Source organism: Hutsoniella sourekii ATCC 700629, assembly GCF_000518205.1.
In the GTDB taxonomy this organism is placed as follows: Bacteria; Bacillota; Bacilli; order Lactobacillales; family Aerococcaceae; genus Hutsoniella; species Hutsoniella sourekii.
This window is the reverse complement of record NZ_JADD01000003.1, coordinates 123,741-135,544: the sequence shown is the minus strand read 5'-3', so window position 1 is coordinate 135,544 and position 11,804 is coordinate 123,741. Positions and strand designations below refer to the sequence as shown.

11 protein-coding genes and 1 tRNA gene are annotated in these 11,804 nt (G+C 38.6%); all 12 read right to left on the bottom strand.

Translation table 11 applies throughout. From position 1 onward, the window contains the following. A partial coding sequence (locus T408_RS0100600; protein ID WP_028118223.1) for a helix-turn-helix domain-containing protein occupies positions 1-258 on the bottom strand: 258 nt, incomplete at its 3' end. A 102-nt stretch (positions 259-360) separates the two neighbouring features. Beyond that, a complete protein-coding gene (locus T408_RS0100595; protein WP_028118222.1) occupies positions 361-1,362 on the bottom strand; it encodes a peptidylprolyl isomerase in 1,002 nt (333 codons plus the stop codon). 116 nt (positions 1,363-1,478) lie between these two features. Next, complete coding sequence (locus T408_RS10345; RefSeq protein ID WP_035419622.1) at positions 1,479-1,817, bottom strand: YtxH domain-containing protein; 339 nt, start codon at positions 1,815-1,817, stop codon at positions 1,479-1,481. 9 nt (positions 1,818-1,826) lie between these two features. Further along, entirely contained in the window at positions 1,827-2,252 is a 426-nt protein-coding gene (locus tag T408_RS0100585) for an HIT family protein (RefSeq protein WP_028118221.1), read from the bottom strand. 232 nt (positions 2,253-2,484) lie between these two features. Further along, positions 2,485-2,556: transfer RNA gene (locus tag T408_RS0100580), tRNA-Arg, on the bottom strand. A gap of 64 nt (positions 2,557-2,620) precedes the next feature. Next, on the bottom strand, positions 2,621-3,421 hold the full coding sequence (locus T408_RS0100575) for a hypothetical protein (RefSeq protein WP_028118220.1): 801 nt from the start codon (positions 3,419-3,421) through the stop codon (positions 2,621-2,623). 100 nt (positions 3,422-3,521) lie between these two features. Next, a complete protein-coding gene (locus tag T408_RS0100570) occupies positions 3,522-4,076 on the bottom strand; it encodes a hypothetical protein (RefSeq protein WP_028118219.1) in 555 nt (184 codons plus the stop codon). Between the two features lie 4 nt (positions 4,077-4,080). Then, complete coding sequence (locus T408_RS0100565) at positions 4,081-5,031, bottom strand: 3'-5' exoribonuclease YhaM family protein (protein WP_028118218.1); 951 nt, start codon at positions 5,029-5,031, stop codon at positions 4,081-4,083. A 4-nt stretch (positions 5,032-5,035) separates the two neighbouring features. Further along, positions 5,036-7,870: an ATP-binding protein gene (locus tag T408_RS0100560; RefSeq protein WP_028118217.1), complete on the bottom strand. Its 2,835-nt coding sequence runs from the start codon at positions 7,868-7,870 to the stop codon at positions 5,036-5,038. After that, positions 7,860-9,128: a metallophosphoesterase family protein gene (locus tag T408_RS0100555; RefSeq protein WP_028118216.1), complete on the bottom strand. Its 1,269-nt coding sequence runs from the start codon at positions 9,126-9,128 to the stop codon at positions 7,860-7,862. Before T408_RS0100555 ends, T408_RS0100560 begins: the two co-directional genes overlap by 11 nt. Before the next feature lie 91 nt (positions 9,129-9,219). After that, positions 9,220-9,579 carry a YlbF family regulator gene (locus T408_RS0100550; protein ID WP_035419619.1) on the bottom strand — a complete coding sequence of 120 codons (360 nt, stop codon included), beginning with the start codon at positions 9,577-9,579 and terminating at the stop codon, positions 9,220-9,222. Between the two features lie 68 nt (positions 9,580-9,647). Next, positions 9,648-11,783 (bottom strand): transglycosylase domain-containing protein, encoded by a 2,136-nt coding sequence (locus tag T408_RS10340; RefSeq protein ID WP_084543847.1) that lies wholly within the window; start codon positions 11,781-11,783, stop codon positions 9,648-9,650. Positions 11,784-11,804: the final 21 nt, after the last annotated feature.

Genomic DNA, 11,804 nt, shown 5'->3' with positions numbered 1-11,804 from the left:
AGCTACATCCTGATAAGAAGCGCCGGTCTCCTGCTTAAATCTTAATACATTCAGTTTAAAATTCAATGGATAGTGTTTGTTTGACTTCCTTTTCTTAAGCCCTGACGGGCCTTCCTCTCGAAACTGAGCTACCCATTTTTTGACTAAGGAAGAACTGGAAACGTCATATTTTTTGGTCAGTGACTCGTACCCTAACCGACCTTTTAAGTACTCTTGTACAATTTGTAATTTAAATTCGTAAGAATATTTTTTGGACATAAAATAACCCCCAAAAGTTAGATTTTTAACTCTAACTTTTGGGGGTCAGTACATCCTTACAAGATAAAAAGACCGGCCCTAAGACCGGTCAAACAGGTATAATTAGTTGCTTGATTCTGATGATTCAGACTCAGCTTCAGCTTGGGCATCTTGCTCGCCCGCTTCACTAGTCGCCTCAGATTTTTCTTCTTTGGCTTCTTCAACTGGTTGCTCAGTTAATTGAATTAAGTCGCTAACAGCATCTTCTAAATCTTTATCCTTTACTTCCACACCCGCATCCTTAATTAATTGTCCAAGTATACGAGCTGTAGTTTGTGAATCTGTAAATTGAGATTGAACATAATCTTGTTCTACTTCCTCACGCACTTCATCCAAAGGTTTCTTCTCACCGTTGTCAATGGTTTTGATTACATGATAACCGTATTGACTCTTAACAGGCTCCTGAGTTACCTCGCCATTGCCTTGAGCTTTAACTGCGTCCTCAAATTCTTTAACCATTTGGCCTGATTTGAAAGGTGACAACAGACCTCCATTTTGAGCTGTTGAATCTTTTGATACTTCTTTAGCTACTGCGTCAAATTCTTCGCCATTGTTAATTCTTTCGATAGCAGCCTTGGCTTCATCTTCCGTTTCCACCAAAATGTGTTGAGCTTCCATGGTTGGTTGATATTTTTCTTCATAATAGCTCTTGATGGCCTCATCAGACATATCTGTATTTTCACGGACCACTTCTTCTAGCATCTTTTGTACAAATAGAGAGTAAGTATAATCTTCAACAGTTCCTAACTGCTGGTAAGCAAGTAATTGTTGGAATACGTCTTCTCCACCTGCTTCCTCCATCTGCTTAGCGACTTCTTCTTGAGCTGCTTTGCGATGGGCTTCTGGATCTTTTACTGCTTGCATCAGAACTTTTTCAATGATCATCGTTCTTAGTGCTAATTTTCCTGCTGTAGTTTTCATCGCTTGGTAGAAGTCGTCTTGAGTAATTTCTTCTGAACCCACCGTTGCAATGACATTTTCAGCTGCCAGAGCTGGCATTGTAGGTGCAAGAATTGTTGACCCCATTAGGGCAGTTACTGTAAATTTTAATAAAGTTTTCTTCATATTCTGATTGATACTCCTATCTGGACTTATATTTAGTTTCTTACAAGTCATACTATATCATATTTACTTTTGAATTTTTGTAAATTAACATAAAGTTAACATTTTTTTCAAGATAGCTAGGACTTCTTCACATCTTCAATATGATCTTGCAACTGGTTAATATCAGCTTGAATGCGACTAATATGTGGCTCAGTTTCTTCTTTGAATTGTCGAACGGCATCGTCAAGATCACGGCTCAAAGTACTAACACTCTTTGAACCTTCTTGTATTAGCCGACTGGTTGCCTGGGTCATATTGTCTAACTTATAACGAAAGTCATTAATATCCTCAGTTGTTTGGTCAATATATATCTTTAGTTCACGACGTGTCTGATAACCAGGTCTAGGAGCATTCAAAAGACCTGCTAAACCGCCAAAGACTGCACCCCAAAATAATCCACTCGAAAATCCTGCCATAATAACCTCCTATTTAAGTTGCTTACTAATCTGCTCTGCTCTATTTTGAAATTCTTCTTGACTATAATTGTCTGCTTGGCTGACAAATTTGAGTGAAAAGCCATCATCTTCACTATAGCGTGGAATTAAATGGATATGCGAATGAAACACTGTTTGATAAGCTAATTCACCATTGTTATTAAGGATATTGATACCTTTTGCATCAGGAAAAGCGTTAAGTATAGCTCGGCTTATTTTTGGTAATCGGGCAAAAACTTGGCCTGCCAATTCTTCATCATAAGCCATGATATCAGGAACATGTTTTTTGGGGATAACTAGCGTATGACCAGGGGTCACCTGCGATGTATCCAAAAAGGCATAAACATAATCATCCTCGTAAACCTTAGCTGATGGGATACTTCCCTCCATAATTTGACAAAAAATACATGTTGACATACAAATGCCTCCTATCTGATCTCTTCTATATAGAATAGCATAAATAACAAGATGAATAAACGATTAGGAATATGATAATAAGAAAAAAGCCTGTTATAAACAGGCTTTAAAACATTGATCTTAATCATTGACACCAATATTGCTAAAAGGTTATAAGATTTCCAATTAATGATGTCATTTTGGGAAAATTTTGGGCAAAACGCTATAAACCTTGATAAATCAACCTAAAATACATCTCCGGAGAGAATCGAACTCCCATCTCAAGAACCGGAATCTTGCGTGATATCCATTACACTACGGAGACATAACTATTACATTATAAACCCATAGATAAGATTTTGCAAGTCTTAGATCAAGTAATCGGTCTCTTAATAAAGCTGACCTTCCGCTGCGGTCAAAAACAAAGTTTGACTTAGCTCTTGCTTGGATCCCGTCTCTTCTTTAGCTATCAATCCATAAATCGGAGCATAATAACAATAGGAGATGGATTGGTCATTTTGATTTTGGACCTTTACTTGGAGGACATCTTGGTAGATTTTTTCTCCTAACTGGTAAGTGGGTAAGAGGGCAACAATTTCACACTGATTTTCATTGTCATAACCAGACTGGTATCGAGTGCCTATAGCTAACTGATTAGGAAGAATTAAGGATTGATATTGATCAAGCGCTTCAGGGGAGTACCGAAGATCTTCTACTTCATAATACTCAGGGAAAGCTGCTAATTCATAAATGCCTGAAGCCTTCACTTGATAAACATAAGCAATGACTTGCCCGTCTTCATAGGTAGCTGCCACCTGGAAGATCCCTTCTTCATCCATACTGTATTCTACAATCATCGTCATTGAATTCTCAGGTGATTGATAAGAATAAGTAATAAAGCGACCAAAGGGAACAAAGTCAGCAAAATTCACCCCTTGACTTGGAAGAGACGCGCTTTCATCCTCCCTAACAGAGGAGAATGCTTCGTCAGATCCACTAATACTCTCACTAGTTGCTGAAGTATCCGAACTTAAGAGTGATGATTCACTCCACTTTTCTTCGCTCAGTAAAGAAGAAGAGTCTTCACTCGTTTCTGGCTCTAATTCAGATACCTCTTCCGCTTCAACAGGAACAAAATTAGTGAAAATAGACATAACCATCAAAATTATGGCGCATTTTTTTACTAGCATGGACTCCCCTCCTTATTCTTGACCTCGATAGTATACCATACCTAATTAATAAGTGTTTGAGACATTTAAGAATTTATTAAGAAGATAAAACTTCACAAAATTAAACTTCTTCAATCTCTGAAAATAACAGATCCTGAACTTCCTCAACCATCGCTTCTAATTCTATTTCTTCATCAATTAATTCCTCATTGGATGCCAAATATTGAATATTATTCAAGCGAATTAACCAACGAGTTAGCTCAGTTATGGTAGCCTGATTCAGTTCTTCCACCCAATATTGGAGCATAATACTGGAATCAGCTCCACTAGCTAAATCTAAGTTCAAAATACCATAATCAGTCATAAAGGCAATAAATGCTGAATCCTGATAATCAGTGATCAAATAATCTTGATCCCCAATTTTTAGCTTGCCCCCGGCCCTTAGATCAATGAATTGACCGTTTAGAAGCCATTGACTCACCCAGGGATCCTCAGTTAAAATTTCAAAAAATTTGCTTGATTCAAGCTTATTATCAAGTTCAAGACTAATCGCAAGCCCATCATTAAGCGCTAGGTCATCTAAATGAGAGTCATGGGAATGACCACAGCCACATGAACAATCATGATGATGGTCGGCATTATTTTGGTGACAAGTGCATTGATGTTTTTCTTCCATTTGCTTATGCTCCTTTAAATTTTGGCTTATAAAAACTACGTCGGTCTAGAGGAAAGATCTGACTACTGTAGTCTCCAGCTTCAGTAAGCTGAAGTGCATCCGTGATCATATTAACCTTGGCATCCATATCATCTATATAATGAATGATTTCAGCTTCCAGTAATTGCGGTAACACTGGACTACCATATTCTTGTTTACCATGATGAGATAAGACCATATGCTTGAGCAAGATGACCGCTTCCGTATCCGGATTGATGCCTATTTCTTCACAGGCTTGGTCAATCATTTCGCTAACAATTACAATGTGTCCCAATAATTGACCTTTAAGGGTGTATTCAGTTGAGATTGGACCGCTTAATTCAATCGTCTTACCAATATCATGAAGAATAATACCACCGATCAATAAACTTGAATTAAGTTGTGGGTAAATAGCTAATAAGGCTTTAGCAATTCTGATCATCGTTAAAGTATGCAAACTAAGACCACCAGCGATCGCATGATGATTTCTTTTTGCAGCAGGATAAGTGTAGAAATCATCACCGACTTGGTGCAATATTTTACGTACAATTCTAGCGATGTTAGGTTCTTTGATTTCAAAGAGAGCTTCATCTAACTCAGCCTTTAAATCTTCTCTTGATACATCAATTCTTTCAACATATTGTGTTGGGTCATTAGGTTCACCCTGCTCAGCCAAACGTAGACCTTCGATTTTAACTTGTGGCCGTCCTTGATAAGTATCACGAATGCCCCTCAAAAAGACTACCCTTCCCGGTTGAAAGGTAGCGATCTCCTTTTCTGTCGCGGACCAATACATACCATCCATGGCTCCTGACCGATCTTGGAAGCGAAAAGCAATAAAGGGATTACCATTTCGAGCAGTTCGCACATCGGCAGCTTTAATCAAAACAAAAATACCAAATTCTTCACCGTTATTTAATTCAAACAATTGAGTCATTTAATCACTCCTTAATGCTTTCTTCTGTTTCTATCTTGCTAGTTAACTGCTCTAGATTGATCTGCTGGCTGTTATCAAAACTATCGATTGCTAATTTATCAAAAGTAAAGAATAGAATTTGAAAATCACTGGCAATTTTTTCCAGTGTTTGATAGATACTAGCCTTGCGCAAATCATCAAAATTAACAAACACATCATCAATAATTATCGGTAATTGGACCATTTGCTTGGCACTCATAATAAAAGCTAATCTAATAGCAACATATAGTTGCTCTAAGGTCCCTTGCGATAACTCATAAGGTTCGAAATAAATACCTGTAAATTGACGAACTTTGATGCTCGATTTATTCATCTTAATTTGATCGTATCGTCCCAAGCTGAAACGTTCAAATAATTCAGTCGCTATTTGATTCATTTCTGGTAGAGGGTTATCAATTCCCTGCTGCAAGGTTTGATAAATCAACTCAGCGGTTAATTTATGACTGGCGTATTCAGTGATCACTTCAACTATTTGACTTTTCTTATCTTCCAAGTCTTGGACTAGCTTAGCGTAGCTACCATCTTCTTCTAAGCGAGAAATATCCACTGATAGATTGGCTCTATTATGAAGATGAGGAATTAAATTTTCCTTGCTTTCAGCTAATTGTGATTGGATTGTTTCATCTTTATCCTTAAGTGAATGACGATCTTTGATTTTCTTTAAGGCATCAATATGATCTTTAATTTGATCCTGATAAACATCCAAACTCCGGTCCAGCTCTTTAATTTTTTGATTTTCACTAATCTTATGTAATAGATCCGATAAGCTACTAGCCTGACTTTCTTCTAAAAGCTGATCGAGGTCTTCTTGACCTTGATTCATTAATTGTTGGCTTTTATCAAGATCTTTTTGGGTCTGCTGAATGCGTTGCTCAAGTAGCGACTGTCGCTGTAACTCTTGAACCAGGCTAGCTTCAATCTTTTCAAAGTGTCGAATGATTCTACGCGTATCAGATTCATTCTTATCCAATGGGAAACGATCCAAAAGGGGTTGAAGACGTGTTCGCCAACCAGTGATTTCAGATAATAACTGATTTCTAGTATCATTATACTTATCTAAGCGATCTTTTGCTCCAAAATACTCTTGAACCGGATTCGTTTTGAGTACTTTTTCAGGATCGGCATCAGGGTAAAAACCAAGTTTAGATAACCACTCCGTCTGCTTGCTTTGAACGGTGGTTAAGGCTTGCGTTTGCTTTTCAATAGTCGCTTGTTTATCGTTTACTTCAATTGCTAGAGCTTGAGCTTGGTCAATATAATTTGATAAGCGATCTTCAAGGTCTTTGATTTGCAGATGAAAATCTTTTTGATGGTAGGCTTCAGTCAGTTTTTGATGACGATAGTAAGTATAAAAGCCCCATCCTAGCGAGCCAATAAGGAGACAAACAATCAAGCCCCACAACCAAGCTGAAGGTGAATCCTTCAACAATTGATAACCGGTTAGCCCCGCAACTATTACTAGAGCGACTAAGCTCGGTAAATATTGTAAGGGATTGGTCTCCTGAATAAGCTGAGCTTCTTCATTTACTTTTTTACTTTCTAGAAAAGCGATTTGTTGATTGGCAATTTGACGATTATTTTGCTGTTCTTTTCTTTGTTCTTGGTAGACTTCTTTTTGAGCCTGTAAATTGGATATTTCTTGATCAATTTGTTCCTTTTCAGCCTGTAAGTCAAGTCCTTGTTCAAGAAGTTTGTTAAAGTCTTGATCAAATGAAATTTTTTCAGGATAGAATTTACCCTTTTCTGCCAATTGTTTCATCTGATCCTTGGACTCAGCAATTGATTGTTCAACTTGTTCAAGCTGCGTTTGAACAATTTTTATCTCTTCCGTATCTGATCGCCATTTTTTTCGGTCTTCTTCGTGATTATTGGCCCACACAGATCGCGTCAGTTTTTTTTGCTCTTCTTCTAGCATTTGTAGTCTCTCTTGAAGCTGAATCTGATTCTCCTTGGCATCAGCAATTGTGATGTTAGCTCGATCAATCCTGTTTTGACAGTTATCAGGGACAGGTGTGTAGACCAGACCTTCGCGTTCTTTTTCAGTTGCTTGTTTTTTTAGATAGATGTCATAACGTTGAATCAATTGATCAATATCTCTTAATTCCTGTTCGAAATTGTCAATTTTTTGATTGAGATCTTCTATTATCTGCTCTTCATTCTGAAGTTGACTCGTTAATTGATTATAAGTTGCCATATTCGCTTGCTGTTCATCTACTGCCTGGGCCAGGGTCTCATATTCATTGAGGAGTTGATTTAATTGAGGCTTACTTCCATTACGTTTGTATAAATTGGCTGCTAATTTTTCTTCTTGTTTAGCTAGTTCTAAAAACTTATCACTACCTAAGGTGCTGATTCCTAGAAAGTAATCATTTAAATCCTCTAAACCAATATTTGATAAATTCTGTAAATTGGCTAGAGTAAACGAATAGAAAGTGTCATACAAGTCTTCATCGAGGCCTGCCAGAAGTTGTGATAAAAGATTGGGGTCAAGCTGGTCCCCTTCCAGGCTATTTATTTTTAAACCGTCTAAGGTTCGCTCAATCCATAAATCTCCATACTCCACATCAGAAACCAGCAAACGACCCCCGTAACGGTCCCCGTCTCGTGGTTCGTAGCGATTTTCTTGGTTTTTCTTTTTTCTTTTACTAGGAAAGCCAAACAGTATACTTCGAATAAAAGATTGAATAGTTGATTTTCCGGATTCATTTTTCCCGATAAAAAGTTGTAAATCATGGTTTAACTCAAAACTTTGATTTACCCATTTTCCATATCCATAAATTTCTATTTTATTAATCCGCATCTTCAAAGCCCTCCTGATTCATTCCTAATACTTGAGTAATTCGGGCCTGAGCTTGATTACTTGCTTCTTCCTTAATTAAAGGATCTGACGTAATATCACTTAAACGGCTCATTAAAATCGGATGACCAAAGAGGTCGGCTAACATGTCCTGATAGGAACTTCCTTCTTCTAATGAAGCCAGACTGGCTTCAAAAGACTTCTTAAGTTGGGGATCATAATCGAAAGAGTCCACTAGTTGGTCATAGCTTAACTCTAATTTTACTAACCAATAGGAATTGCCCTCTAAGTCGCTAGGATTCAATAAGGGAATGAGATCCTCACTGATGATCTGCTCTTGAATCTGGGGATCTAATCGTTGAGCATTATCCAAATAAAGACTCAATAAATAAAGCTTTTTTGTTGAAGAAGCCACTTCACGATAAGTGGATAACCACTTCTTGCAGGCCGCTAACAAATCAGGGATTTGCCAATCTTCTTGGCAGTCCAGGCGACCCACTTGCCATTCTATCGACGACAAAGAAATAAATTCACTTTTTGTCGGTTGATTCTTTTCAAGCGTGACTAAATAGCCTCCTTTGTCACCTGTTTCTAGACGATTTCGTCCTTGAGTGGTTCCACTATATTGAATCAGAGGTTCTTGATTCAGCACTTGATGCTGATGAATATGACCCAATGCCCAATAATCATATTGGCAAGCCAGTAAGTCCTTAACTCGAAAAGGAGCATACCGATCAAAAGATGGATTCCCTGAAACTTGGCTTCCATGAAGGATACCAATCGTATAATCAGTCTCACCTTTGGCACGAGGATATTCAACTGCTTTGTTGCTCTCAATCCACCGCTGGTTGTAAGAAAAACCGTAAAACCTTGCGCTAAGATCATTACTGAGTCTTAAATCGACAGAGTCAATGGTCTGTGAATCTAATAAATATACATTAGTCGGATAGGTCATCTTTGGTGAATGACTATTAAGGTAATCGTGATTACCGTGAATCATCACCACGGGGATATCGGCTTGTTCCAATCGCTCGAGTTCTTGGATGAATTGGTGTTGGGCATAGATCGTTTGACGATCGCTATCATAGATGTCCCCTGCTATAATAACTACATCCACTTGCCGATTGATAGCTACACCTATAGCTTGGCGAAAAGCTTCGTAGGGGGCTGCCAATAGCTTTTCCCGTAGAAGTGAATTGGACTGGCGAATCCCTTGAAAAGGACTATCTAAATGTAAGTCCGCTAGATGTAATAACTTCATTTTAAGCTCCTTTCTTTAAATTTTAAAATTAATATAAAAACCAACCGCAGTCTTAGATAAGACTTACAGCTGGTCACTTGCCATACAGAGCCTATTGAGGATCGTTTTCGTAAAGTTCTACTAAAGGTCTGGTAATAATTTTATTGATGTCATTAATTGTCTGGCTCACCAATTCTTCACTTTGCATTAGCTGACGAATTAATTCATTTTGAGTCACTTTCATTGATAGTTCCTGAATTTGGCTAATATCTTGATCTGAAAGTTCCTCGCCACGCATTTGCTTTTCTTGATAGGTTTGGGTTTGCTGTCTGAATTCATTGAATAATTCATTAGCTTCTTGATTATCCAAAATAGCTCGATGGGCTTTTTGTAAATTTTGGAAAGCCTCTAGCTCTCTTAAATCGCGTTCTAATTGATTGGCTGTATCATATATGTTATTTGCCACTCGCATATCCTCCTTAAAATCTAAGTACTCCTTCATATTATCAAGGAATCCATGTATTTTCAACTTTTCTTGCTTTAATTAAAAGGCCAATTAAACTGCACCCAATCCCGCAATTCATCAACAATCACCCTTCCGTTGCTTTCAATTTCTTGAAGAACACCTGGTAGCTCTTGTTCCACCCATTGACTAGCCTGGTCCAGTAATTGTCCAGTTTGATCTTGCCAATTGTTGGATGAGATTGAATTAGTAGATTCTTCCATAGCAGAAGCGGGCAATAAGTTGAAGGGGGTCTGATTAGAGTAGGTCATTAGTTGAGTGGTCTGGTAATTAAACAACTGTCCCATTCCGCTAGGCATAATTTGATCCAGAGATTGATCCCCAATCTCATCTAGCCCAACCCAAGAAACAATAACAAAGTCTGGCGTGTAGCCCACCATCCAACGGTCCCTAGTATCAGTGGATCCTTCTGTTGTCTCCGTACTCCCCGTTTTTCCTGCTAGTTGACCAAAATCAGGGCCAGCTCCATAACCTGTACCATATCCGCCGTAACTATCAAGCATCATACTAGTCATATCAGCTGCAATGTTCTTAGTCATTACCATATGCTTGGCCGGCTTCTCATTTTGATACACAACATTACCTGCTGCATCTAATATTTTCCTTATAAAAAAGCTATCTCTGCGGATACCTTGATTAGCAAATGCACTATAGGCATTAGCTAATTCTAGTGGAGTTACCCCCTTACTCAAGGCCCCTAGGGCGAGTGTTAAATTCTTATCTTCTTCTTTGAGAGGTATGCCAAACTGTCTCAATTTTTCCACTGCTTTATCGATCCCTAATTCATCGAGTAAGTGGACAGCGGTCGTATTCTTACTCTGAGCTAAAGCATAATACAAGCTAGTTTCCCCGCTTGGTTCAGTATAGTGATTATAGTTTTCAGGTTGCCAACCATCATAAGACTTGACTTGATCGGGTACTGTTGAATGGATCTTATACCCCGCCTCTAAAGCAGGAGTATAAATAGCCAAAGGCTTTATGGTAGATCCCGGCGCCCGTCTCATATCAACTGCCCGGTTAAAGCCACGATATACATATTCGCCCCTGCCTCCATATACAGCAGCAATACCTCCCGTTTGTGGGTCAATGACGACACTAGCACTTTGGACTAATGGCTCCCCCTCCTGACTATCGGGAAAAAAACCGGGTAGCTGGTAACTTTCATCAATAGCCGATTGAAATTGAGGATTCAAATTAGTAAAGACTTGGTAGCCTTTTCCGATAAGGTCATCTTCAGGTATGCCAGCTAGCCTTGAAGCTTCATCAATAACCGCGTCAAAATAATAAGGAAATTGATAGTCATCCTCCACTTCAAAATTTCCATAAACATTGATTGGTGCTGATTGGACATACTGGACGTCTTCTGGAGATAAGAGGCCCTCCTTGCCAAGTAAATCGGCCACAACATTTCGACGGTCAATTGCAGCCTGGTAGTCATCAACCGGATTAAATATTGAAGGTCCCTTCAACATTCCTGTTAATACCATACTTTCGTTCCAATTCAAACTGGCAGCACTATGGCCAAAATAAGCCTGGGCAGCATCTTCAACTCCCCAAACCCCGTTACCAAAATAAGCGTGGTTGAGATACATTTCCAAGATTTGATCCTTGTCATATTCTTTTTCTAATTCCAAAGAAAGAAATAATTCTTTTAGTTTTCTTTGGAACGTTTGATCTAATGATAAAAAGGCATTTTTGGCTAATTGTTGGGTGATGGTAGACCCGCCACCACCAGAGGTATCACGATTTAGTAATAGTCTGACAAAGGCCCGACCCATACCAATCGTATCAAATCCACCATGCTGATAAAACCGCTTGTCCTCAGTGGTCACTACAGATTGTTTCATCTCATCTGAAATAGCGGACAAATCGACATAAGTTCCTTTTTGCCCATTCATAGTACCTGCAACTTGGTCTTGATAATCATAGATGGTGGTCTTAGATACCAAGGCTTCCTGAAGTGTATTCACGCTAGTCGTCTTGGCTAGAACAACTAGATAGGTGGATAAAGCTAGGGAGAGGCTCATCGTTATAAAAATTAGCCACTTCCAACCTCGATAATAGGTCCATAAATTTTTAAAACCTTGCCACATTTGTTGTCTACGAGTCAATCGCTGCTTTGGAAAACTATTGGTCTTGTTTTCTTGAGACATTGACTTCCCTCCCCTACTAGA

Bases quoted from the DNA above. Each gene is read 5' to 3' on its own strand.
- T408_RS0100595 (WP_028118222.1), bottom strand. From the start codon at position 1,362: ATGAAGAAAACTTTATTAAAATTTACAGTAACTGCCCTAATGGGGTCA.
- T408_RS10345 (WP_035419622.1), bottom strand. From the start codon at position 1,817: ATGGCAGGATTTTCGAGTGGATTATTTTGGGGTGCAGTCTTTGGCGGT.
- T408_RS0100585 (WP_028118221.1), bottom strand. From the start codon at position 2,252: ATGTCAACATGTATTTTTTGTCAAATTATGGAGGGAAGTATCCCATCA.
- T408_RS0100575 (WP_028118220.1), bottom strand. From the start codon at position 3,421: ATGCTAGTAAAAAAATGCGCCATAATTTTGATGGTTATGTCTATTTTC.
- T408_RS0100570 (WP_028118219.1), bottom strand. From the start codon at position 4,076: ATGGAAGAAAAACATCAATGCACTTGTCACCAAAATAATGCCGACCAT.
- T408_RS0100565 (WP_028118218.1), bottom strand. From the start codon at position 5,031: ATGACTCAATTGTTTGAATTAAATAACGGTGAAGAATTTGGTATTTTT.
- T408_RS0100560 (WP_028118217.1), bottom strand. From the start codon at position 7,870: ATGCGGATTAATAAAATAGAAATTTATGGATATGGAAAATGGGTAAAT.
- T408_RS0100555 (WP_028118216.1), bottom strand. From the start codon at position 9,128: ATGAAGTTATTACATCTAGCGGACTTACATTTAGATAGTCCTTTTCAA.
- T408_RS0100550 (WP_035419619.1), bottom strand. From the start codon at position 9,579: ATGCGAGTGGCAAATAACATATATGATACAGCCAATCAATTAGAACGC.
- T408_RS10340 (WP_084543847.1), bottom strand. From the start codon at position 11,783: ATGTCTCAAGAAAACAAGACCAATAGTTTTCCAAAGCAGCGATTGACT.